Below are 25200 nucleotides of genomic sequence, written 5' to 3'. Positions count from 1 at the left end.
ATTTGACGTTTGCTTTTTTTCCAAAATACTATATATCCATACCAAATTGGGACAAACTATGAAAATCAATTACACCTGGAAACACTTAGACCGTTCAGAAGCTGCCGAAAAACATGCTGATGAAAAACTAGAACGAGTTACAAAATACGTTCAAAAGATCGTATCCTGTGAAGTATCATTTGAAGCCATTCATGGGGAAATCCACTCTAACATGAAGTTACACGCCGACGGCAACAATTTCAACGCACACAACCAAGACAAAGATGTATATGTTTGTATTGATGGATTGGAAGATAAAATCCTCTCCCAAGTCAGCAAACACCACGACAAAAAAAGCCAACACTAACACACTCATGATTCAGAAGTCGGAAGAAGCACTCACCTACCTTTCTAATGGTGAGTTTGAAACTGCTAAATCACTTTATTCCGTACTTCTGGATCGAGATCCGGAGGACATTGCTTCCATCAGCGGATATTATATTTCCAGCTTTTGGGATCATAGACTTGATTTAATTCTAAAAACAAGGGAAGGAAAAGAAAGAGGGAAACTCCTCCTCGAACTCTTCTCTGACTTTGAATCCGAGATCCGCAAACGTGGGTTTCAAACCACAGATAGTTTTTTTGCCACCCAAGACTGCATTTTAAAAGAAGCCAGAGACCACTTAAAACTTGCCTACCAATGGGAAGGAGCCAATGCTCTCGACAAAGATTTGTTACGTGATCTTGCGGCCGGTCTCATCAAAATCAAAGATTACACAATGGCTTTAGAAGTATTACTTTATGGAGGAAACAAACAATCTCCAGTCCTACTCTATTTTTTAGCAGAGACCCAAGTGATGACGGGAAACGAAAAAGAAGGGATGGAAAACTACCGGAATGCTTTTTTGAATGATCCCCAACTCTTTCCCCATACCATGGTTCGTTGGCCACCGCTTCTCACTCTCATCCAAAAGGCAAGTGAGATCACGGAAAGAGAAGAAGAGATGAAAGAACTCGTTCCTGTCCTTGCTTGGCGAGAAGGTGTCTTTCGTCCTTCTATCAAAAAGGATGAGGCCACCATTCAAATCTGGTTTTCGGAACTGAAACGATTGGCTGATAGTAAAGAAAGAAGTGGTGGGTCGTTTCGCCTGGATGCAAGGATCGAACAGTTGGCACTGGCCATCTTACATTCTGCTGACGACATCCGTTCTCGGGATGCCGTCCAATTTGCAAAAGGATTTGTTTAGGATCTATCTTTCGACAGATTCAATGAGGAGTCGAAGTTCGTCTGCAGCAGACTCCCTTCCTGTTTTTTCATAATACAATTCTAATTCACGAAGCCCATACACTGCCCCTGGAGCAGAACGCAAATGATCGAGTAACACTCGTTTTTGGTAGGATTCACCGAGGTCGATGCTTGTTGGTTCGTTTTGGTAGTTGTTTTGTTCGATGACAACTCCCGCAGTATCGTTACCAGCAAGAGATGGTTCTTGAGAACTGCGGCTTACCAGCACAAACACTAGGCTTAAGGCCATCACAGCAGAAAAGGAATACTGAACCGTTCGGTTTTCGATTAAATCTCGGAAAGTGAAGGAGATCTTTTGGTTGGGTTTGTCGATGGAGACAGATTCTAGGAGGTTCAGAAGGCGGGTGTCGAAGTCGTTTGACATTCGCGGAAGGATGGTGTCTTCCTTTACCTTCACATGTTGGAAAAGGGAACAAATCTTATTTTCCAGAACCACGGTGTCCGTCTCTTCTGGAAAGAGACCTGGATATTGTGAACGAAACCAATCTTTTAAACTCATAAACTTATTTTTCAAAGAACCCTTCTCCCTTTTCGTCTTTCTGGATGAGGTGCTTCAAAAACTCCTTGGCCTTGAAGAGACGACTCTTAACCGTACCTACATTACATTCCATGATCTCAGCAATTTCGTTATACGAAAGATTTTCGAAATAACGAAGTTCCAAAACCTGTTTGTAGGAATCTTCTAAGAGTGCGATCTTATCCATTAGATAACGAGACTCTTCAGAAAGTTCCAATTTTTTTTCATATCCGACACGAGAATCCACAAATTGGTTATCTCCCGAGTCATCCATGGGTTTTTCCCTACCTCTTTTCTTCTTGGCGAGCAAATCCTTGGACTTATTCACCACAATGCGGTAGAGCCAGGTATAAACCCCTGCTTCGGCACGGAAGTTTTGGATGGATTTATAACCGGAAATGAGAGCGTCTTGGACAATGTCTTCCGCATCGTCTCCATCTTTTACCATGGAAACGGCCTTACGGAACAATCGTTCCCGAAATGGAGACACTAAGGTCATGTAGGCAGTAGGATCCCCTGCTTTGATTTTTTGGAGGAGGATTTTTTCCTTCTCCCGCAGGGTCATATTTTTGCCTTCTAGGGGGCGTGGCATCAGGCCTAGAATTTCGAATCCTAGAATTCTATCAATGTTTTTCGGTGCTTTCTTGCGATCTAGATCCGGTGAAACATAGTTTCTAGATCTTTTCTTGTGAGTTTGATGAGAGTGGGCCTGCCATGAGGACAAAGGGATGGATTTTCGCAGTACGACAATCGTTGCAAAAGTTCCCCAATGATGGGGTCAGAGACCTGGTCTCCTTTTTTAATCGCAGACCGACAAGCCACGCATTTGGCCATTTCATCATAGAGTTCTCTTTCTTCCGGGTCTTTGTGTTTGAACCTTTCCCATAAATCCAAAATGGTTTCTGTTTCTTTCCCCGGATCAATATAAGACGGCACTTCTCGTATGAGAACTGTCCCTCCAGAAAATGGTTCCAGGGCGATTCCCAGTTCTAAAAACCGATGCCTTTCTTCTATCATCTCTTCTGCTTCTTCTTTGGTGAGTTCCAATCGGATAGGAGTGAGAAGGCTTTGTGATTTGTAGGCTTTTGATTTTAGATCCCGAAGGACTTCTTCATACCGAATCCTTTCGTGGGCCGTATGTTGGTCGATGATATAGAGTCCGTCTTCCGCTTCGGCAAGGATAAAGGTTTCAAACAAAACCCCATAATGTTTTTTGGGAACAAACAGATTGTGTTTGGTGAGATTTTCACCTAATAAGTGCAAGTTGGTTCCAGCCCCAACTCCTTCGAGAGAAAATCCTTCTCTCCCTTCAATGGTGGTAGGACCAATGAGCGAGTCCCCATCGGTCTGCTGGCTCCCAAACTGACTCCCCTGCCCAAATCCAAAACCAGGGCCCCCATACCGGTTCCCAAGTCCTGAAGTTTCCCCTTCTCGTCCATAAGGGATAGGCATCGAAAGCCTTCGACGCATTTCCAAAAATTCTACCGGAGTGGAAGTTCGCAAAACTTCTGTGATTCCTTGGAAAAGAATTCCCGTGATGGTTTCTTCTGATAAAAACCGAACTTCTTTTTTTTGAGGATGGACATTCACATCCACAAACTCACGAGGGAGATCAAAAAATAGATAGGCATAAGGAAAAGCCCCACCCGGAAGGAGTTCCCCATAACAACGTTTTAGGATTTGGGCCGAAAACTTCAGTTCCACCGAACGGTTGTTCACAAAGAAAAATTGTCCCGTGCGGGAAGATTTATAAAAATCGGGATGAGAGATCCATCCCCGAAGTGTCATTCCATTCCGGCTGGAATGAATGGGCAAAAGATGGTCGCGTAAATTTTCCCCATAAACAGATAACACACGTTCTAGGCCATCTTCCGGAACGACATTCAAAACTTCCTTTCCATTCTGCAAATACCGAAACCCAATATTTGGCTCCGACACCGCCATCGTTTGAACTCGGGTTCTATTTTTTTTCTCTTCCCCGGTTTCAGTTTTTAAGAATTTCCGCCTAACTGGCGTATTATAAAATAAATCTTTGATTTCAATTTTGGTTCCCTGAAAAAATGGGATCTCAATTTCTTCCACCACCTTTCCTTCTTCTACTGTCACACGGTAAGCCGTGCGGTTTCCCGATGTTCCTGATTCCAAAACCATTCGCGAAACAGAAGCAATGGATGCGAGAGCTTCCCCTCGAAACCCAAAAGTGAAAAGATGTTCTAAGTCATGGAAGTCTTGGATTTTGGAAGTGGCATACCGTTTGATGGCAAGAGGCAAATCCTCTTTTTGGATTCCATGTCCATTGTCGGAAACAAGGATCCGGCCGAAACCTGCGGAGTCAGTGGCGATTTCAATCTTTGTGGCACCCGCATCGACGGAATTTTCGATGAGTTCCTTAAGAATCGAATGGGTGGATTCAATCACCTCTCCGGCGGCAATTTGATTGATCAGGTCCGCCGAAAGTGAATGAATGATGCCCATAGGACAATCATTGGATAGGGAAGATCCCTATCCAGAAAAAATTACAGCGAATGGCAGGAAGAACAGGTTCCGGAAACCACAATGTCTACGTGGTTTGCTTGGAATCCTAAACCTTCCCAATCCGTGTCGGCGCTGAGTTTTAGGGGAGCAACATCCAAAACTTTTCCGCATCCACTACAAAGTAAATGGGAGTGGTCTTCCAAAAAGGCATCATAACGAACTGAGTCCGATTCGATATTCAGTTTGTTTACCATTTGATTGGCGACCAGATATTCCAAAGAATTGTAGACCGTTGCGAAACTAATTTTGTCTGCTTTCCCGCGAACCGATTCAAAAACCATCTTTGCTGTGGGGTGGTCTTTTCTTTCTTTTAAGTCGTTAAAAATAAGTTCTCTGTGTTTGGTGAGTGCTTTCATACGATTCCCTTACCTCTACCTCACTTGCAAATAATCACAGGGTCAAATGGAAATTGGTTTTTAGAATCTTTCGAGAAATTGATATTTGTCAATAAGGAGGCTTTATGCCCGCATCAATCGACCAGTTCAAATCCTCTCTCTCTGTTTGGGCGAGTGGAGTTTGCGTAATTACTTATGCATCTTCTAGTAAAAAAGGAGGAGTCACTGTTTCTAGTTTTTCCTCTGTTTCCTTAGAACCGCCGTTAGTTTTATTCTGTTTGGCCAAAGACTCTCACGCCAAAGAGGCCATCGAAAATGCCGGAAACTTTGCCGTGAATATTCTTTCTGTCGAACAAAAACAAATTTCCGCTGATTTTGCTTCTGGTTCCCTGGACAAAGCGGCTGTTTTGGAGGGATTAAACCCCGAAACACTCACCACAGGTGCCCCCATTTTGCGGGATTCATTGGCCTCACTCGACTGTAAGGTGAACCAATGCATCGAGGCTGGAGACCATTGGATCTTCATTGGTCTTGTGGAAGCAGTGGTCACGAAGGAAGGTTCTCCCCTCCTCTACTTCAATCGCAATTATAGGGAACTCGTTTAAGGAAACAGTATGGAAAAAGAGAAAGTGAATCTGGAAGATGCCAAAGAACATGGACTTACAGAAACTGAATTTGTAGAGATCCAAAAAATCTTAGGAAGAATGCCCAACTCCACAGAACTGGGGATTTTCTCGGCCATGTGGTCGGAACACTGCTCTTATAAAAATTCAATTTTAAAATTAAAAACCCTTCCTACGAAATCGGACAAACTCCTTGCTGCGGCCGGAGAAGAAAATGCCGGAGCTATGGACATCGGTGACGGCCTTGCTGTTGTATTCAAAATCGAAAGCCACAACCACCCCACCGCTGTAGAACCATACCAAGGGGCAGCCACTGGAGTGGGTGGAATTATGCGAGATATCTTTACTATGGGTGCTCGCCCCATCACATCCCTCAACTCACTTCGGTTTGGTGATCCAAAAGAACCACGTAACAAATATTTGCTGACTCGTGCTGTCAAAGGGATTGGTGATTATGGTAACTCTCTCGGGATTGCTGTGGGTGGGGGGGAATTATTCATCCATCCTACATTCACAAAAAACCCTCTAGTGAATGCCATGACAGTGGGAATTGCCCGCCACGACCAAATGGCTTCTGCTTCTACCAAAGGAATGGTGGGAAACAAAGTTTATATCGTAGGAGCGACAACAGGCCGAGACGGAATCCACGGTGCAAGTTTCGCCTCCAAAGACCTAACGAAAGAATCCGAAGAAAAAAGATCTGCTGTGCAAGTGGGAGATCCCTTTATGGAAAAACTTCTGATGGAAGCCTCCCTCGAAGCCATCCAAAAGAATCTCCTTGTGGGCATCCAAGATATGGGGGCTGCAGGAATTTCTTGTGCTACTTCGGAGATGAGTGCCAAAGGAAAAACCGGAATGGATGTGGACTTAAACAAAGTTCCGCTCCGCGAATCCGATATGAACGCTTATGAAATTATGTTATCTGAATCCCAAGAACGGATGCTTGTCATTCCAGAAACGGGAAAGGAAGAGGAACTGGTATCCATCTTCCACAAGTGGGGACTGAACGCTGTAGAAATTGGAACAGTGACAGATGACGGAATCCTTCGGATCAGAAAAGATGGATCCCTCAAAGCAGAAATTCCAGCAGACTCCCTCGTTCTTGGTGGTGGGGCTCCGCGGTATGTGAGAGAAGAAAAAAGACCAGCTTACCTAGATGAGGTGGTGAAGTTTGATCCCAAAAAAATCCCAGACTTACAAGCAGATACTGTCTCCCAAACCTTAAACAACCTTCTCTCTTCTCTCAACATCACTTCCCGTAGACCACTCTACGAACAGTATGATACCGAAGTTGGCCTTGTGAAAGTGGTCGAACCCGGCGAAGACGGGGGACTTGTTCGGATTCCTGGAACCAAAAAAGGAATCGCTGTTGCCACAGACTGTAACTCTCGTTATACGTATCTAAACCCTTATGAAGGGGCACAAATTGCCGTTTGTGAATCCGCAAGAAACGTAGCCTCCACAGGGGCCGAACCTTATGGGGTTACAAACAACCTAAATTTTGGAAACCCCTACATCCCAGAAAACTATTACATCTTCAGTGAATGTGTGCGTGGACTTGGGGATGCGTGCCGTTTCCTTGGGCTTCCTGTCACTGGTGGTAACGTATCCTTTTACAATGAATCACCCGAAGGACCCGTTTTCCCGACACCTACCATTGGTATGGTGGGAGTGATTGATGATGTTGCCAAAGGCCTCCACACCTACCCTCGCACAAAAGAAACGGTAAATTATGCCCTAGTTGGAGAATTCAAACCTTCCATCTCGGCATCGGAATACCTCTATCGTTTCCATGGTTTGGATACTGGTAAAATCCCAGAAATTTCCCTCGCCAAAGAAAAGGCAACCATTGATACCCTTATTGATTGTAGAAAAGAAGGACTTCTCACTTCCGCCAAAGATCTGTCACTCGGTGGCCTCCTAGTAGCACTTGCAAAGATTGTGATCTCAGGAACCCAAGGATTGGAAGTCAACCTAGAAGGATTACAAACAAAGTTCCCACGTTTCGACGAACTTTGTTTTGGTGAAACAGGAGCTTCTTTTGTTGTGAGTTTCCTTGCTAAGGATGAAGAAAAAGTAAAAGCCAAATACGAAAAGGCGGGACTTTCTTTTTATCAATTAGGTAAGTCCAATTCCAAATCTTCCCTTTCCGTCAAAGGAAATGGATTTCAATGGGAATGGACAACTAAGTCTTTAGAAACAGAATTTGAAGTGGGACTTAAAAGTTATTTCGAATAGACAAAACTAAAATTACAGAGAGGATAGGCCGGATGCGCCTGTCCTTTCTTTTCCTTGTTTTTACTTTATTTTGCATTCAGTGTACAAGTATCGCCAAACGACAGGAATATGAAGACTCCCTCCGAGCCTACAAAAAAGCCAACCTAGACAAAGCCATCGAGTATCTCCCGACAGAGGAACGAAAAGGATTTATTTCCGTTTTAGAAAGGGCCCATTTGGAATTTCTAAAAGGGGGATCCGATTACAAAAATCTTGAAAAAATTGCGAATGAGAGTAAGGAACGCCTTCGTTTCAGTGCCTCACGTTCTCTAAAGTCCTTTTTCTATATGGAAACCGAAGAAGGATACTATGCCTCCGAAGCAGAAATCATTTACTTACACATCCTACTTGGACTTTATTATGTAAGAGCCGGGGATTATGAAAAAGGAAAAATCCAAGCACGTTATGCGGGGAATCTCTTAAGTGGGGAATGGAGTGCGGAAGGACAATTTGATGACCCCACCTTACGTCTATTACTTGCCTCCCTCTGGCTTACCACGGACTCTATTGAAGAAGCAAAAGTAGACTTTCGAAGAGCAAGCCAACTAAAACCTCATTCGGCTACCTTACGGGCGATGGCAAACGATAGGTACGCACCGAACGAAGAATTCATGCTTATCTTTGGTGGACCCGGTGCGGAACCAGAAATGGATCCTTCAGCCCACTTAAATTTTATCCGAGGCTTACGAAATCTAAAATTCCGACAAACAGGCAAACAATCTCAACTAACACTCATAGATGTTTCAGGAAAAACCTCTCTCGTTTTAGAAAAAGACACTTTAGGTTGGTATGAACGCCACCTCATCCGAGACAATGAAATCTCAGAACTCATCCAAGACTCCAAATACTTCCAATTGGTATCAGCCAGTGCTTTAAAAGAAGGAACCAAAGGAACGGTCAAGGTCACAGGTGCCATACTTGCGAGCGGCACCATTGTAGCACTCGGTGCGGGGGTTGTGTATGGAGGGGCAGAAATACAATCTAAAGAACTGGCGGGAGTCGGAGTTGCAATCATGATCGCCGGTTTTAAATTGGGTGCGAAATGGATCGAAACTTCCTATGATGATGCCAGAAGGAATATTAGAAAGGATTTAGATATTTCCGATGAATACCGTTATGTTCGATTCTTTCCCGAATATGTTTGGATTGGAAAATCGAAAGCGGCACTCACCAACCCCCAACTCATACTGAGCCAAGAAACCCTTCCCTATGTTTTAAGTCCTGCGATGGGAAAACGCAAAGTTCGGTTTGGTTTTTTCCCGGACAATCAAAGGCCATAACCTTCCACCCGACTCGTTTTTAAAAAATTGGTTTGTTCCGACCAAACGATTTGGTTTGTTTCCAAACTCACAAGAAATAGTGTGACTGTGATGTATTGGATGCGAGACCCTGCTTCATAATTCACAACTTCATTGATCTCACCTTTAATTCGGTGCGACGGTGATTTGAACTTTCCAACCGCCAAACGAGAATCAGCTGATACCATTCCCGTTTTCCCAAAGGCCATCTCTGTTGCCGCCTCTTCTCTGATAGATGTATCCACAAAAGGAACCTTATCTTTTGTGAGTTGGTTTAAAATTTCATTGGTAATGAGTTTGGTATCAATATGTTCTGATGTGGAATTTTGCAAAGACTTCCATTCCAAATACCCGACCTTCAAATCCTTTTTGTAGTAAGTGGATAAAGAATGACTCATATTCCGAACCGTTTCTTTAACCTCTACAACTCCCCACTGTTTGGTGGCCTTGGCCTGGTCTGTTTTCTGATAGGAAACGGTAGAACAACTAACAAATAAAAACGAAATTAAGAACGAGAGGAATAAAATACGCATTGGGGAGAGTTTGGTGGGGGTTCGGGAGTTTGGCAAGAAAGAATGTGGGTATGGTGCTCCCCGCCCGATTTGAGGGTGGGGAACTAGACCCGCCACCCAATGGTTTTCCTTTACCACGAATGCCCAAAACTTGCCACCACCAATCCAAATCTTCCGATTTTTATTTGAAAAATGTTCATACTTTCGCATGGTTTTCTTTTTTTCAGGGCGCCTCCGATCTGTTAGCGGGCGAAACATTAAACCTATCGGGACCGGGCCACTCCGGGATCCGCTTTTCGCTCCCGTCCTCCGGCGCTTCCCGCCAAAGGACCAAGCCCTTCGTCTCCCTGGCGCGGAACTTAGGTCGTTATTTCAAAATTTGGCAGTCGCTCGTCAAAATATTGTCTTGAAACTTTCTCTTTTCTTTCCAAACTACTGGATTAACTTATGGGTAAATTTTTAATTCGATTCAGCTTTCTCCTCGTCCTCCTCGCCATTTTGTTCGCGGGTTACACTTGGCTCACACTCCAATGGAGTTATTCCGAAGGAGACCGTGCGGGTTACATCCAAAAACTTTCTAAAAAAGGTTGGGTTTGCAAAACTTGGGAAGGGGAAATGGCCCTTGTCACAATGCCAGGAACAATGACTGAAAAGTTCTACTTCAGCATTCGGGACGAAGCCATTGCAGACCAATTGAATGGATCCATTGGCAAACGAGTGGTTTTAGAATACGAAGAACATGTCGGAGTTCCCTTTAGCTGTTTTGCGGAAACCAGTTATTTTGTAACCGGTGTCAAAACCGTCCAAGAAGTCCCTCCTCTATAACTCGATAAGTTCCTTCCTATCTAGATATTTCCCTGTAATGTCTAGATAGGCCATCTTCCCCCAGTCCAACTTTCTTTTTCGAAATCATCACATCCGTGGATAGGAGCCCTTCACTCGAAAGTCTTACGCGTTTTTAAAGGCCTAGGGCATCCGACCAATTTCTCTGTTTGCATCGATCCCCCCACACTCATTCCAGAACTCCCTTCCTAAATACCCGCACCACACCGATAGTTTTTGTGACCCAAGCATTTTAAAAGAAGCCAGAGACCACCCTTCCCTCTCCAAGACGAAAACCCAGTTTCGAATTCCCTAACATCACTATATCCTCCCTATTGAAAAGGTAAGTGAGTTTCCTTTTTCAGTGGGTAAAAAAGGAAACTCGGGTGCAAATTCCACTTTACATATTTTTACTATACATATAATTAGTATAATGATTCTCGCGGAACAAACCCATACTTCTACGAATGTCTATGAACCCATCCAAAACTGGAATGGGAAAGATCTCGGCCTCCTCACTGGAAACAGAGGAATGTATCGGATTGCTCATTTTTGGCAGTATGCCTTAGTTTGTTCGGGTTTTCAGGTTTTTAATTTGGATTGTGCCATTCGTTTCAATCCCTTTACCATCGCAGAGGAAACACGAAAACAGAATTTGGCCCCAGAACCATTTTTGGAACAAATCCAAATTCAAAGGGCCTTCACTCCCTATCAGATTTTGGATGCACTCCAAAAGATGCTAAGTTCAAAAGAAGAAAATACCGTCTATTTCTTACTCGCTCCCTGCAAACAATTTTTAGATGGAGATGTCAAGGATGACGAAGGTTTGTTTTTATTGAATTTAATGTTAGAGTTCATCAAACAATTTCCTTCTGAAAATGTTCCACTACTCATTATTGAATCTTGGAAATATTCACATAAAAATTTTCAAATCTTTTTTCCAAAACTATTACGGACAACACAGAATCTATGGGAACTTAAAATGGAAAAAGATTTTTCTCGCATTCGTACAAGAAAAACTTCCATTACAGGACATTGATATGGGAAGAACCATAACACCCTACTCTCGCCAGATGTCACAGATAGAAGAAAACCTATCTGACTTTCGCAAAGCACTTCGAAAATCTGACCAAGAAATATTTGATGGCCTAATCCGAACGGCCAAATTACAGGTGCAAGCTGGTGTTATGGCATCCCTACCTTACCCCATTGATTCGATGATGTTATCCATGCTCATTGAACTAAAAAAAGATATTACAGAACTAAAGAAACGTCTAGAAAAAATTCCAGATCAGTAAGGCACATATAAATGTTATGGAAACATTCAAAGGTTACTTGTTTGATATCTACCACTCGGAACAAAAAATTTACCTTTGGATAAAGTCAGATTCAGGAGAACTCAAACTATTTTTTGACGAATTTTACCCTATTATTTATGCAGATGCTTCCCCTAGCATTCTAAAAAAACTAGTTAAGAGGTTCTATGAACTAGATGCACTAGCAGAAATACCAACCGTCACAGAAAAACGTCTTTTTTATGAAAACAAAAGCATCCCTGTTCTCAAGTTAGTAATTTCCAAACCACAACTTTTACCAAAAATCACAAACAAATTATTTCATCTGTATGGAAAATATGATATCTATCACTCCGATATAGAAATCACGACAGGTTATATGGTAGAAAAGGATATTTACCCCCTTTGCTACTTAGAAATTGGTTACGAAAGTACAAAAAATGATCTCGCCCGTATTAAAACCATTCAATCTCTTACAGATATCCATGAGTTAGATTACAAAATTCCTAATTTAACTACGATATCGCTTAGTTTGGAAAAAAGCCACAGAATCCCTCTCGAAAAGAATGCATTGCTGGTAAAAACGAGTAATGGTAATTACAGAATCCCAACAAACAATTCATCAGAACTCATTCATGAGCTAAACAGTATATTTAAAAAACATGATCCAGATATGATTCTATCTGAATTTGGGGACCAAATTATATTCCCATATCTTTTTAAAACCGCCCAAGACAATCACATAACAACAGAATTTGACAGAGACAAAACAAGCACAATACGACGTTCGATACAAACAAAAGGAACTAGTTTTAATACTTATGGAACCATCGTATACAGAGCTCCATCTTACCCACTTTTTGGGAGATGGCACATAGATTCAAAAAACGGCTTTGTTTATAAAGAAGCAGATCTTATGGGAGTGATAGAGTTAGCACGTATCTCTCGTTTGCCCATTCAGAAAATGGCACGAGCTTCCACAGGAAAAGCGCTCACCTACATAGAAGTAGATGTTGCCTTACGAATGGACTACTTAGTACCTTGGCAAAAAAGTGCTTTAGAAGCACCCAAAACCGCCTTAGAACTGCTAAATGCCGATAAAGGAGGACTTGTCTTTCAAGCAGACACTCGAAATGGATTCGTATTGGAGAATGTAGCCCAACTGGATTTTTCACAAATGTATCCCAAAGTTATGGTCTTACATAATATTTCTCCAGAAACCATCAACTGCTTATGTTGTAGAGATGATCCAACAACGGAGACAGTGCCTTCTCTTGGATACCGAATTTGCAAAAAAAGAAAGGGAGTCGTCTCCGAAGCATTATCTCACATTGTAGAAAGAAGAACCTATTATAAAAAACAAAGTAAAGAAATAAACCATCCAGACAAATCCAACATAGACCAAAAACAATCTAGCTTAAAATGGATGCTCGTCACTTCATTTGGTTATTTGGGTTACAGGAATGCAAAATTTGGAAAATTAGAAAGTCATGAATCAGTAACTGCCTTTGGAAGAGAAAAATTAATCATAGCAAAAGAAGTAGCCGAAGATTATGGATACAATCTTATACATGCAATTACTGATTGTATTTTTATACAAAAGGAAGATAGGTCTCCTATACAAACAGAAAACCTAGAAGAAGTTTGTCGGCTCATCCAACAGAAAACAAAGATAGCAATGGATATCGAAGGTATCTTTTCTTGGGTCTCTTTTCCGCCATCCACCACAGATCAAAAAATGCCTGTTGCCAATCGTTATATGGGGCGTTTTATGGATGGAAAATTTAAAGGAAGAGGAATCATTTTAAGGCGAAAAGACTATCCCATTTATATAAAAAATGCACAAGCAGAAATGGTTCGATGGATGTGTAGATTTGAAAGCATCAAAGAAATGCAGTCACACGAATCAGAAATTTTAGAAATATTCAAAAAATGTGATGAACCACTTTCACGAGGATCTGCCAACTGGAAAGATCTCCTCTTACAAAGATCAACATCCCAAGATCCAGAAGGTTATACAGTAGATGCACCCAGTGCCGTCGCAGTCAAAGACTTATTAGAAATGGGAGTCCGTGTTCAAGCGGGAGAAAAGGTTAGATACTTAGTAGTGAATCAAAAATCTCATCAAAAAGGGGAAAGATATAGAACTGAGGAAAGAATCGAAAACAAAGACCTTCTAAATATCATAAGATATGATAAAAATTACTATAGAAAACTACTCCTCAGATCATTCAAAGAAATATGGTCAAGCCTAGCCAGCTTCAAAAATTTCGAAGACTTAATTAGCGACGAACAGCTATTACCATTCTAAATATTAAAAAAACTAAATTAAAATTTAAAATTATCAATATATACAAATTTTCTTTTATTGCATAAAACCAAAAAAAATATATTAAATCGCAATAAAAAAATACCTGTTAGATGCGAATTTCTAGCACTGATTCAAAAAACGTTTGCGTAAACGCTTACAGAAAAAAGACTCAGATTCGTTTTTCACCAAATGGGACTCAGGGGGCGAAGCTATGCCCACTGCCCCAGGAAAAACCGAATTCTTTTCTCCAAGAAAAAGAGAAGCGAAAAACTATTATGTCTCATTAGAAGCTTGGGCGAAAGCAGATAACAACCAGAACGGGCTAAATAAACGAATAGCGCATAAATGGGAAAAAAGTGAAATAAACGCTATTCGGGTACGAATCAAGTTTTGAGCAATAAACGCACAACGTTAAGGCTACTTGGGGAAAGTAATAGCCGAACTTCTATACAAGAAGAAACCAGAATTGAGACGATAAACGAAGGACGCTTCAATTATAGTTCGTTATGCGAAATTCTTTAAACTATTAATAAAGGAAAAAATTAATGAACCCTATTGAAACAGAGTATAAAGGTTACCTATTTAGATCTCGTTTAGAAGCTAGATGGGCTGTATTCTTTGATCATTTTGGTTTTCCTTTTGAATATGAAAAAGAAGGATATAATTTAGATGGAAGATGGTACCTCCCAGATTTTTGGTTACCTAATTGGGATTGCTGGTTAGAAATTAAACCAGATATTCCAGACCTAAGAGGACCAGAGAAAGAAGAATATATTCTATGTAGCAAATTAGCTCAAAAGAATAAGAAAAATGTTATACTAATAGGTGGTAATCCTTGGTCTAACGACGAATCTATAGGCGATTATCAAATGCATAATCTTGAATACGGTATTGCATTATTTACAATTCCGGAACTTGTTTCAGAAAAATTCAATTTCGATACTAGTATATACAAAAAAAACGTTATAAACATAGTTGACCAAGGTATCGAATCATCAATAAATGAAACTTTTTACAATGATGATGACTATTTATATGGAGTATTATTGAGAGCAAAAGAACAATATCCTGAAATTTTTCCTCAAGGTTTGCCAAAAAAAGGAGACATTAAAAATATGATCGAATCTGATAAGAAATATTACTTAAAGAAATATGGCGATCATAATCCTAATTGGAAATACGGAATTGCAGAGCAAAAACTAGGATTTTCTGTTATAAATAACAATCTTTTAATATCCTCTCTTCCTACTCATGTAAAACCAGACGAGCAATTATTAAAAGCATTTAAAAAAGCAAGACAAGAGCGGTTTGAAAGAAAATAAAGAACTTCGCATAACAGCGCCTTAACGCTTCGCTTCGGCACAAGGCCTCGCTCGGTCTGCGACACATAGGCTTCTGGCACTCCCCTTGCAGTCGCAAGTGTCGTTCCAGTCCCTAACGTCCCGTTACCGGGACTCAGGGCCAGCCTACGTCGTTAAGGCTAGTTCGTTATACGTCAGTATCAGCAAAATAAATTTATGAAACTAGAATCTGCAATAATCCACTGGGTTCCCAATAAAAATAGTGATAGCTCTTTCGAATTATCAGAAAATCGGTCAATACTTTTTGATGCGAAATTCTGGGGAAAAAGAATCGAAGAGTCATTGTTAAAGAATTATACAATAGAAGTACAAGATATTCCAGAAACACCAAGCACAGTTATTCAAAATATAAGACTTATTAAATCTGCAAATGATAAAGGATTTATAGAATATTCTCAAAGAATTGCATCAATTCTCTATGATGCACAAAATAAAGCGGGAATTTCAGATGGTTTCCTAATTATTTTTACAGGAGAAAGAAACGGAAAAGATTTTGTATGTATGTTAAAATTAGAAGGAATGCAAGGCAGCGAAGCTGATTTCAATAAACAGAGGAAAGCATATGAAATGAAATCACTTGAAAAAGTATTAATAACAAATAAAACAAAAGTTTTTAAGATGGCTTTTTTCGAGTTTGATAATGGCAATTTAATGCATACATACGTAATGGATGATCAGATAAATAGGCAAGAAGTTTCAAAATTTTGGTTAGTTAGATTCCTTGGATGTCGTTTTCCTCACACTACCGAATATTATACTCGTTCTTTCTACGAATTCATAAGCAAATTTGCCGGAAACAAAAGAATCGATAGCGTAGAATCACTGAAAATTCTGAGCGGATTATATGCAGAATTGACGAGCAATAATAAAACTTTATCCCTCGCAAAATTCGCTGAAGAATATATCCCAGATACAGCACTAGAAGAATTTAATAAAGAGAGTGACAAAACAGATATCCCTAAAGCAAAGTTTCCCAAATCAGTTAATGAGAAATTACGCAAACTAATTAAAATAAGAAAATTCACATTAGAAGAAGGAATTACAATCCAAATCCCACAAGCATCCTTAGATTCGAAAGTAATAGTCAGAATAGAGGAAGTTAAGGGGGAAAGAATTCTTATTCTCAAATCTAAGATAATTAAAGAGTCCCCTTCTAAGTAATATAGCTGAAACCGACGTATAACAACGGGGAAACGCTTCGCTTCGGCACGAGGCCTCGCTTGGCCTGCGGCACATTCCTCTCCGTCACGCTTCTCGCTCCGCAAGAAGTCGCGCCGACGCTAACGCCTACTACGTAGGCTCAGCTACGAGGAACGTCGTCTCCCCTAGTTCGTTAATTGCAATTGGTAAAATCAGAAAAGAAAAGACGCGCGCAAATTTTCTAAAGAAAAATATAGCCATTATTCTGCATTGAAATCATTTCCTTATCACTAAATATTAATTTTCATAATGACAAATCAAAAAGAAAAGAAGAAGAAATTGAAGAAAGTTTATCTCACTTTTCCTCTTATAATTTCCAAGTTCCGTAATATATCAATTATCATTAATTTTAAGAAATAGAAAGAACTCAAATTCTTAATTAAAGCACTTTCTCAGTCATTTAGCTTTAGTTTAAAAAAATAAATAAAGAAAGTAGAAAATGAATGAAAAACTATTTGTATATTTTTCATCCTATTAATTCTAAGTTTCGTTTTAAATCTTTTTTCATTATTTTTAAGATAAAAAGATAAACTCCGAATTTAAATTATAATAACTTCTATTTCAATTTACATTAATTTTTGAAATATAACATGAAGAGAAAGAAAAAAAATTCGGCTTTTCATCTTATTAAATTATTTCTTCGCTTTAAATCTTTTATCATTAATTTTAAGAAAAGGAAAATGATCGAAAATTTGCGCACTAGATTCTATATTCTTCGTATCGGATTAAGTTTTGGTTCGTTACCAACTGCAATTAACAACGGCTTACCGCTTCGCTGCGGGACTGCCGCCCTTGCTCGGCCTACGGCAAATTTCCCGCTTTTCCTAACGCCTCTTTCAGAGGCTCAGGGCGGGAAACTTCGGAAAGCCTATTTCGTTATGCGAAATCGAAAACATGAATAACCCAATCCGAATAAAATTCGAAACCGATATAAGACGCCTACTAGAAGATTATCAATTCACTTCTTTTAGTGGACATCCGTATTATACGGGGAAAGCGAGAGAATCTCTTCTATCGTCATTCCTATCAAACTATCTGCCAGAAGATTTTTCAATCGCCAATAATTGTTTTCTAATTGATAGTTATGGAAATTTCTCTAATGAATGTGATATTATAATCTATTCTAAAAAAGCTATAAAACAGATTTTAACTAATCTTGAATATATACCGATTGAAAGTGTTTTTTTTGTTATTGAAGTAAAAACCATTTCAACACCCGAAGAAATTAGGAAAAGCCTCGAATCTGCACAAAAGATAAAATCTTTAAAAAAATCAAAGGCTACCAAGAATAACCATAAAATAACATTTTGTTATTTCGCTTATAATTCTAAATCTGAAAGAATAAAATCCGATTTCCAAAAATTAATCGAGCTATCAGGGGGTTTTTCTCCGTTTTGTCCAATTGATGTTCTCTGCATTGCTAATAAAGGATATTACTATTTAAGTCTCGAAAACCATCATGACTATGGATTATTAAATTATGCTTGGTCGATGGTCGAAGCTGAAATTGCCTTCAATATTAAAATTTTCTTTATAGGTATATTAAACTCTATTAATCAAGATTTTCAAATTGGTTATTATGCAACTGAATATGGACGTTTTAATTTTATCTATTACAACGATATTTTCAATAAGATTGAAATTAAAGAGGACAGAATTGAAGCTTTTAATTCGATACAAATAGCTTCCGAGAACGGAGATCACCTGAAATGTATTAAAATATTTGAGGAAAATTTCTCCGATGAAGAAATAAAAAGAATTCTTCCACCATTAATCAAGAATTTCTATTCATTTAATCTTCAAAATTCAGCAATCTATTGCATAAGATATATATTGCAAAAATATTCAACAGATATTAATTATATTGAAAAAATCAAGAAAATTTTCAATGTATAAATTCGACTTCGCATAACAGCGCCTTAACGCTTCGCTTCGGGTCTTCGCCCTCGCTCGGTCTGCGACACATAGGCTTCTGGCACTCCCCTTGCTTACGCAAGTGTCGTTCCAGTCCCTAACGTCCCATTCGGGACTCAGGGCCAGCCTACGTCGTTAAGGCTATTTCGTTATACGCCATAGACAAAATAATTACAAGGACCAAATAATGGACAAAAATGATTTCGCACATAATTCTGAAAACTTTGATGAAATAAAAAAATATATCGGAATCAAAGATATTCTTAGTGAAAATGAAGCCCAAACGAGATTTGATACAATAGATAGAATAATAAAGGAATTTCTTAATTGGCGCCATGGAACAATAAAAGTAGAGGAATATACAACTGGAAAAAAAAATGGATTTATAGACTATACACTTCAGTCGGGAGACAATTTATTAATTATTGAAGCAAAAAAAATTGGCGCATCTTTTCCCTCACCAACTCATAAAGAAAAGTTAAAACTCGCCGGAACCCTTCTATCTCAGGGGGAAATAGCTGACGCCTTAGAACAAGCACATCAATATGCGCTAAATAAATCAGCAACGCTTGCGATCGTCACAAATGGGCTATGCTGGTGTTTCTATCCATTAATTGGTTACAATGAAGATACACAGGCAACTTTACTTTTTCCATTTACAATACAAGGTCATGCTGAAAAACTTTTTAATACTCTATCAATTTATGCAGTAGAAAACGGGTCTCTATTAAATTTAAATCAATCAATTGAAAATATAGATAATCGATTAATTTCTGTAGTTACAAACGGAGACCATCGAATTGAAAGAAACAATTTAGCAGACCACATTGCCCCTGCATTAGATCGCGCCCTTCATTCAGAATCAGTTCTAAACAATCCTTATTCTCTTGAATGGATATTTGTATCAACTGAAGCTAGAACAAAATTCGATAAGACTCTTGGCATACATTTATCAGATATAAAATCAGCTTCAATATCGCCAGCGAAAAGAATCAATAGAGAAAAAAACAACGACCACCTTTCAAATATCTTAAAAACTTCTCAAACAATTAACACCCCACCTCTAACTTTAATTATAGGTCCAGTAGGAGCAGGGAAGACAACTTATTTAAAGCATTTTGAATATGTTTCTGGCAGAAGCCAAATAGTAGAAAACAATATAATTTGGCTATATATCGATTTTGAAGAAATGGGACCAAGTAAATCTCCAAAAGATTTCATTTATGCCAAGCTTAAAGACTTTTTGGATATAAAATTTTCAACGAATGAATTCACTTACAAAACATTGGTCGAACCAGCTTACAAAACCAAAATAGATTCATTATTAAAATCTGTATTTGCGCCTATAAAAGAAAACAAAGCACTTGTAGATGAAAAAATTTCAAATTTAATTCAAGAAGATTATGAAAAAGTAGAACCCTACATAGAAAAATTATTTACTTATTTATCGTCAATCAAATCAGTCTTTATCATATTAGATAATACCGACCTATATGAAAATGATGAACTTGAAACGAATGTATTTGCAGAAGGCTTGTCGCTTTCAAAAAGAATCAAAAGCAATATTATAGTAAGCATAAGAGACAAAACATATATTAAACATAGTTCAGACTCTACATTCGATGCATACGAACTTCGAAAACTTTGGCTTGATCCACCACCATTAAAGTCAGTCCTAAAAAAAAGACTAAGTTATGCTAGATATGTATTAAGGGAAAAACCTGTAAAAATCACATTTGCTAATGGCATGCAATTAGATGTTCCAGATCTGGGTGATTTCTTTGAAGTTGTTCAATCAGGAATACTAAGCGGAGATGCTGGCGATTTCATTGAATCATTATCTGATATGAATATACGACGTGGGATTTCTTTAATCATGAATTTCCTAACATCTGGACATATTAATGCAGACAAGGCGATCCGTGTTTATTTAGACGGCAACAAGTTTATTTTCCCATTTCAAGAAATATTTAAAGGCACTGTTTTAGGTCAATGGAAATTCTATAAAGAAGAAAGAGCAGAGGCAATAAATCTTTTTAATTCAGTAAACCAATCAAAAAAATTAAAACTCATTAGAAAATTCATATTAAATTTCATGTATTTAAAATCTCAAAGCGAAAAAACAATGGAATTTAAAGTAGCAGAAATGCATCAGTTCTTTCAACCTGCAGGTTTATCAGAAATGGCGTGTGTAAAAGAACTTAATTTTCTATATAAAAAATCACTTATAAGAAATATAACACCAAAAGAAATTGAAATAGACTCAATTATAACTCTAACGAAAACAGGTGGATATTACATTAACAACTTAATAAATAGATTTCAGTATACAGAATGCTGCATTTATGACACGCCAATCGAAAACAAAGTAGTTTGGGAGAACTTAATTTCTGTTACTCATTTGATTCATAATGAAACAAATATTTATGATAGAATGCTTAAAAGAAGAGAACGGATAATCATTTTTTTAGACTATGTAATTCAACTAGAAAATGAATTTTTACAAGACTTTTCTAATAATTCAAATTTACTCACACTCAACAAAACAAAGCAATTGCTCATTGATGAAATTGATTTTGCATTGCGAAAAATAAAAGGCCACGAAACACGCCACCAACACTGAAAATAGTCTACGGCGTATAACAACGTGGAAACGCTTCGCTTCGGCACGAGGCCTCGCTTGGGCTGCGCCACATTCCCCTTCTGGCACTCGCTTGCATACGCAAGCTACGTGACCAGTCCCTAACGTCCCGTTCGGGACTCAGGGTCGGGGAACGTCGTCTCCACTAATTCGTTATGCGCTATGCTTTGAAATTAACAGGATAAAATAAATATAATGGAAAAGAGATATCAAGTATTCGTTAGTTCAACATATGCAGATTTAAAAAATGAAAGATCTGCAGTGATTCAAACAATTATGGAGATGGATTGCATTCCTGCTGGTATGGAATTATTTCCAGCAACAGATGAGGAGCAATGGGAATTTATAAAAAAAGTAATAAATGATTGCGACTACTATATAATCATTATCGGCGGAAGATATGGATCAATTGGATCAGAAGGCTTAAGTTACACCGAAATGGAGTATGATTATGCAATTGAGGCAGGCCTGAAAGTAATAGCGTTTGTTCATGAAGAACCAGATTCATTACCTTTAGGAAAAATGGAGTCAGATCCTGAATTCAAGGAGAAACTTATTGCATTTAGAAATAAAGTATCAACAGGAAGATTAGTGAAAATGTGGTCTAATCCTGAACATCTACCAGGAATGGTATCCTTATCATTACAACGAACTATCAGAATTTTTCCAGCATTAGGATGGGTACGGGCTAGCAAAACTAACAATGAAGATATTTTAAAAGAAATTAATGAGTTACGAAAGGAAAATCAGATATTTAAAAACCAAATCGACGACTATAAAAAAAATTCAAAACCAAAGTTAGAAAACCTAGCAACACTAGATGAAAAAGTAACTCTAAATCTAAATCGATGGTCAAAAATGGATAAAAAATATAATAGTTTCGAGAAAGAAATTACTTGGAAACGATTAGCACTATGCTTTCTACCATACTTACTAAATTGTCCAAGCGAACAAGCTGCTCGACGTAATTTAGAAAATGCTCTTTCTGAAGAATTTCAAACCAGCGTAGATGGAATATTTGATCAAGATTTTTTAACAATTAAAATTCAATTCAAGGCATTAAACTATATTCAAACAGAATACAGCAAAACTACCAAGGGAGATGCTGCTTGGTTTTGGACGTTGACGAATCTTGGACAACAATTTTTACTAAAAGAAAGAACAATAAAAACAAGTAGATAAACAAAGCACAGCGCATAACAGCAGCTAACCGCTTCGCTTCGGGACGAGCCCTCGCTCGGTCTGCGACACATAGGCTTCTGGCACTCCCCTTGCCTGCGCAAGTGTCGTGGCCAGTCCCTAACGTCCCGTTCCGGGACTCAGGGCCAGCCTACGTCGGTTAGCCTAGTTCGTTAGCCGCAATGATTTAAAAATTGATTTAATTTAGAAACAAGTTTAAATTTCATTACTTTGAATTTAGAAAAAAATCTATATTAATAATCTTACACTAATTAATTTACTAGAAAGAAAAATTTCCAATTAACGTTTCCTAATAAAAAATGCAAACTTTAAAATGCGGAATACATAACATATTTATTAAAATAACGAGGAGCTTATGCTAAAAAAAACATTACAAATCTCAATCTTATTTTTTTTCCTATCCTGTCTGGAAAGTAAATATGAATTACCGTATTCAAACAGAGATTTAGACCTTACAAAAAAAACATTTCAATGTTTTACTGAACTTTCTAGCACCGCTTTTACACCAGAGCCGTCTTATGAACCAATTAAAAAGAAAAGTATATCGATAAGTAAGACTGATAAAACTACTTTTAGCTTTTATGCAGATTTATCAAAAAATAATATTATTGTTAATTACCAAGGTACCGAAAACCCAATTACTCTAGTAGGATATGATATCGGCGAAAATTCTAGATTAGTCTTTTATGAAGATTTACAGAGAAATAGCAAAAATATAAATAATGGATTGTTTCAAATCTATATAATTACCGGAAAGGGTGATTTTCTTTTCTTTCAAAATAAAATATCCGCATTCTCAGGATATGTCTCTGGCATAAATACCGGTTATTGTGAATAAAAAATCAAATTACTTCAATAAATCACTGCGGCTAACTGCAGCTAACCGCTTCGCTTCGGGACTTCGCCCTCGCTCGGTCTACGACACATAGGCTTTTGTCACTCCTCTTGCTTACGCAAGCCTCGTGCCAATCCCTAACGTCCCTCCGGGACTCAGGGCCAGCCTACGTCGGTTAGCTTGTTCGTTATGCGCAATAATCCAAAATATATGAATAACATAAAAAAACTTTTAATATTATTCTCTCTTTTAGCAAATTGTTCATCATATCAAATTACTGAGAACAAAGGTATAAATCAGAAGGAAATTATTTGGATCTCTGCTTCGATAGGATCAGACAATATACGAAATTATACACATCCAAATGACTCAGCAAATCTTTCTTTAAGAATTGCAAATCAGCTCAATAATTTAGATAATAAAAAGGATTATCGAGTTGCTTATAATAAAGATCAAAAATATTCAAATTTTCTTACGGATATTCAAATAAGGATACTTTCTTCAAAGACAGAAATTTCAGAGAAATCACTACTTCCAACTATCTTCACGGCTGGACTATTTTTGCTATTCGGCGGAGATTCTTTCGAAGATACCCTTTTTGCTAAAATTGAAATTTCTATCTTCGACGAAAATAAAAACAAAATAGAATCTAAATCTATGAATTTTTTACACAAAAAACAATACAACATTTATTCATATATTTTTCCCTTTATTAACTATCGAGTTATGAATTTATCGGATTACAACCCAAGGAACTCATTGGTTTTTTCCGATTTTATTTGCGATAATATTCTTACTTTAATTAAACATGAAAATTAAACTATTAATTCTACTTTCGCTAAATTTCTTTTCATGTTTGCTTCTAACAAAACAAATAGAAATAAACAATATAAATGAGAATAAACAACATGTAAATGTCATACTAAGTTTTGATTATGCTCACGAAATAAACGGTTCGCAAATAGAAATAACTTCAGAAGAAATCGAAGGAATATTTAGTTCGATAATTACCGGCCTAGAAAAAAATAATATTAAAACAGAAGGGAACGATTTCGAACAAATTATTGAAGTTAAAATAAGAATCAATGAAAGAAAAAATACTTATATCTCCAGAATTTCTGCATACACATATAGTTTGATACCTCACTACGTTTTAGTTGACTTAGAATACATATTAACGGTAAAAAATATAAATGGAGAAAAAATCAGATCTCATACATTCTTCTCAGAATCAAAAGGAATAAACTCCATAATTTTCTTTCCAATATCGCTTTTTTATAATCCAAAAAAAGCATTTTCCAATCATTTAATTGATGCTACTGACCTATTAGTAAATCAAAGGTAAAGTTGGATTACTGCGTATAACAGCATGGAAACGCTGCGCTTCGGCACGAGGCCTCGCTTGGGCTACGCCACATTTCCCTTCTGTCACTCGTTTGCAACCGCAAACTCCGTGCCAGTCCCTAACGTCCCGTTAACGGGACTCAGGGTCGGGAAACGTCGTCTCCACTAGTTCGTTATGCGAAATTTCTTAAATATTAATTATGAAATTTTTATTGAGATATAAAATAAAAAACACAAAAACAATGTATTTTTTATCATTAAAATTTTAATAAAAATTTTAGCAAAATAAATAAAATTCCAACATAGGAAATAGAAAAAAGAGGAAATAAAATGAGAAAGTCCAGAAAATTAATATTCATTTTTGTCATAACATTAATATACCAATGTTCTGAGCAAATCAAACCAATTTTTGACGTTAACCAATTAGTCAATGTAGACGCCAATAAAGTAACGCAAGTTTTAGGACAACCAGAAAAATCTGAAAAGTTTACGCAACAACCATGTGGAAAAGATAATTGTTTTCTCAACGTATATCTAAACAATCAACTTGAAATCATATTCTTAAATGATAAAGTAGGAAGAATAACTTTTACTCCTAGAAACAAAATTAAATTTAACGAAGATTCAATTGAATTTTTAGGATTGAAGCCGCTGAATCCAACGACCGAAACTAAGAATGTTTTGAGATGGGATAATTTCCACAATTTACAAGAAGTAGCAATCTTTAAATTAAATAATGAATATATTGACTATTATCTAATTAGAGTAACATTCTAGAAAATATTTCTTAAATCAATTATTCTTTACATGAGACACTACGCATAACAGCGGGGAAACGCTTCGCTTCGGCACAAGGCCTCGCTTGGGCTGCGCCACATTCCTCTCCGTCACGCTT

Annotated in this window: 23 protein-coding genes; 18 read left to right on the top strand and 5 right to left on the bottom strand. The window is 37.9% G+C overall.

Annotated elements, in window-relative coordinates; all coding sequences use genetic code 11:
- The first annotated feature begins 58 nt into the window (after nucleotides 1–58).
- A complete protein-coding gene (gene hpf / locus JWG41_RS11365) occupies nucleotides 59–346 on the top strand; it encodes a ribosome hibernation-promoting factor, HPF/YfiA family (RefSeq protein WP_205270051.1) in 288 nt (95 codons plus the stop codon).
- A complete protein-coding gene (locus JWG41_RS11360; RefSeq protein ID WP_232373948.1) occupies nucleotides 282–1226 on the top strand; it encodes a hypothetical protein in 945 nt (314 codons plus the stop codon). Before hpf ends, JWG41_RS11360 begins: the two co-directional genes overlap by 65 nt.
- A gap of 3 nt (nucleotides 1227–1229) precedes the next feature.
- On the opposite strand, the gene JWG41_RS11355 is transcribed toward JWG41_RS11360, so the two are convergent.
- Genes JWG41_RS11355 through JWG41_RS11340 form a run of 4 tightly spaced genes read right to left on the bottom strand, consistent with a single transcriptional unit; the run spans nucleotide 1230 to nucleotide 4693 of the window.
- Nucleotides 1230–1784, bottom strand: coding sequence for an LIMLP_12425 family protein (locus tag JWG41_RS11355; RefSeq protein WP_205270076.1), 555 nt, complete (start codon nucleotides 1782–1784; stop codon nucleotides 1230–1232).
- Nucleotides 1785–1788: 4 nt separating this feature from the next.
- Nucleotides 1789–2394 carry an RNA polymerase sigma factor gene (locus JWG41_RS11350; protein WP_004784002.1) on the bottom strand — a complete coding sequence of 202 codons (606 nt, stop codon included), beginning with the start codon at nucleotides 2392–2394 and terminating at the stop codon, nucleotides 1789–1791.
- A gap of 59 nt (nucleotides 2395–2453) precedes the next feature.
- Nucleotides 2454–4277: a DNA mismatch repair endonuclease MutL gene (gene mutL, locus JWG41_RS11345; protein ID WP_205270050.1), complete on the bottom strand. Its 1824-nt coding sequence runs from the start codon at nucleotides 4275–4277 to the stop codon at nucleotides 2454–2456.
- 41 nt (nucleotides 4278–4318) lie between these two features.
- Nucleotides 4319–4693 (bottom strand): Fur family transcriptional regulator, encoded by a 375-nt coding sequence (locus tag JWG41_RS11340; protein ID WP_205270049.1) that lies wholly within the window; start codon nucleotides 4691–4693, stop codon nucleotides 4319–4321.
- A 104-nt stretch (nucleotides 4694–4797) separates the two neighbouring features.
- Here JWG41_RS11340 and JWG41_RS11335 point away from each other — a divergent pair, with 104 nt between their 5' ends.
- Genes JWG41_RS11335 through JWG41_RS11325 form a run of 3 tightly spaced genes read left to right on the top strand, consistent with a single transcriptional unit; the run spans nucleotide 4798 to nucleotide 8852 of the window.
- Nucleotides 4798–5277, top strand: coding sequence for a flavin reductase family protein (locus JWG41_RS11335; protein WP_205270048.1), 480 nt, complete (start codon nucleotides 4798–4800; stop codon nucleotides 5275–5277).
- A 9-nt stretch (nucleotides 5278–5286) separates the two neighbouring features.
- Entirely contained in the window at nucleotides 5287–7533 is a 2247-nt protein-coding gene (purL, locus tag JWG41_RS11330) for a phosphoribosylformylglycinamidine synthase subunit PurL (protein WP_205270047.1), read from the top strand.
- 32 nt (nucleotides 7534–7565) lie between these two features.
- Nucleotides 7566–8852 (top strand): hypothetical protein, encoded by a 1287-nt coding sequence (locus JWG41_RS11325; protein WP_205270046.1) that lies wholly within the window; start codon nucleotides 7566–7568, stop codon nucleotides 8850–8852.
- On the opposite strand, the gene JWG41_RS11320 is transcribed toward JWG41_RS11325, so the two are convergent.
- Complete coding sequence (locus JWG41_RS11320) at nucleotides 8840–9592, bottom strand: penicillin-binding protein activator LpoB (RefSeq protein WP_232373947.1); 753 nt, start codon at nucleotides 9590–9592, stop codon at nucleotides 8840–8842. The two genes, JWG41_RS11325 and JWG41_RS11320, sit on opposite strands and share 13 nt — an antisense overlap.
- A 237-nt stretch (nucleotides 9593–9829) precedes the next feature.
- Here JWG41_RS11320 and JWG41_RS11315 point away from each other — a divergent pair, with 237 nt between their 5' ends.
- The 13 genes from JWG41_RS11315 to JWG41_RS11255 all read left to right on the top strand — a co-directional run bounded on the left by JWG41_RS11315 (nucleotide 9830) and on the right by JWG41_RS11255 (nucleotide 25082).
- Nucleotides 9830–10207, top strand: coding sequence for a hypothetical protein (locus JWG41_RS11315; RefSeq protein WP_135575387.1), 378 nt, complete (start codon nucleotides 9830–9832; stop codon nucleotides 10205–10207).
- A gap of 430 nt (nucleotides 10208–10637) precedes the next feature.
- Nucleotides 10638–11243, top strand: coding sequence for a hypothetical protein (locus JWG41_RS11310; protein ID WP_205270045.1), 606 nt, complete (start codon nucleotides 10638–10640; stop codon nucleotides 11241–11243).
- A gap of 1 nt (nucleotide 11244) precedes the next feature.
- Entirely contained in the window at nucleotides 11245–11502 is a 258-nt protein-coding gene (locus JWG41_RS11305) for a DUF8156 family protein (protein WP_205270044.1), read from the top strand.
- A gap of 16 nt (nucleotides 11503–11518) precedes the next feature.
- Nucleotides 11519–13810, top strand: a complete 2292-nt coding sequence (locus JWG41_RS11300) for a DNA polymerase domain-containing protein (RefSeq protein WP_205270043.1) — start codon at nucleotides 11519–11521, stop codon at nucleotides 13808–13810.
- 545 nt (nucleotides 13811–14355) lie between these two features.
- Entirely contained in the window at nucleotides 14356–15132 is a 777-nt protein-coding gene (locus tag JWG41_RS11295) for a PDDEXK family nuclease (RefSeq protein ID WP_205270042.1), read from the top strand.
- A gap of 195 nt (nucleotides 15133–15327) precedes the next feature.
- Nucleotides 15328–16332, top strand: coding sequence for a nucleoid-associated protein (locus JWG41_RS11290; RefSeq protein WP_205270041.1), 1005 nt, complete (start codon nucleotides 15328–15330; stop codon nucleotides 16330–16332).
- Between the two features lie 933 nt (nucleotides 16333–17265).
- Nucleotides 17266–18267, top strand: coding sequence for a DUF6602 domain-containing protein (locus JWG41_RS11285; RefSeq protein ID WP_205270040.1), 1002 nt, complete (start codon nucleotides 17266–17268; stop codon nucleotides 18265–18267).
- A 205-nt stretch (nucleotides 18268–18472) separates the two neighbouring features.
- Nucleotides 18473–20908: a hypothetical protein gene (locus JWG41_RS11280; RefSeq protein ID WP_205270039.1), complete on the top strand. Its 2436-nt coding sequence runs from the start codon at nucleotides 18473–18475 to the stop codon at nucleotides 20906–20908.
- Between the two features lie 213 nt (nucleotides 20909–21121).
- The gene (locus JWG41_RS11275) at nucleotides 21122–22108 is read left to right on the top strand and encodes a DUF4062 domain-containing protein (RefSeq protein ID WP_205270038.1); all 987 of its coding nucleotides are present in this window, start codon (nucleotides 21122–21124) and stop codon (nucleotides 22106–22108) included.
- A gap of 373 nt (nucleotides 22109–22481) precedes the next feature.
- The gene (locus tag JWG41_RS11270) at nucleotides 22482–22964 is read left to right on the top strand and encodes a hypothetical protein (RefSeq protein WP_205270037.1); all 483 of its coding nucleotides are present in this window, start codon (nucleotides 22482–22484) and stop codon (nucleotides 22962–22964) included.
- A 207-nt stretch (nucleotides 22965–23171) separates the two neighbouring features.
- On the top strand, nucleotides 23172–23780 hold the full coding sequence (locus JWG41_RS11265; RefSeq protein ID WP_205270036.1) for a hypothetical protein: 609 nt from the start codon (nucleotides 23172–23174) through the stop codon (nucleotides 23778–23780).
- A gap of 37 nt (nucleotides 23781–23817) precedes the next feature.
- Nucleotides 23818–24306 (top strand): hypothetical protein, encoded by a 489-nt coding sequence (locus JWG41_RS11260; RefSeq protein ID WP_205270035.1) that lies wholly within the window; start codon nucleotides 23818–23820, stop codon nucleotides 24304–24306.
- 329 nt (nucleotides 24307–24635) lie between these two features.
- A complete protein-coding gene (locus tag JWG41_RS11255; protein ID WP_205270034.1) occupies nucleotides 24636–25082 on the top strand; it encodes a hypothetical protein in 447 nt (148 codons plus the stop codon).
- The last annotated feature ends 118 nt before the right edge of the window (nucleotides 25083–25200 follow it).

This window comes from Leptospira chreensis (genome assembly GCF_016919165.1).
In the GTDB taxonomy this organism is placed as follows: Bacteria; Spirochaetota; Leptospiria; order Leptospirales; family Leptospiraceae; genus Leptospira_A; species Leptospira_A chreensis.
This window is presented reverse-complemented; position numbering and strand designations above follow the sequence as displayed.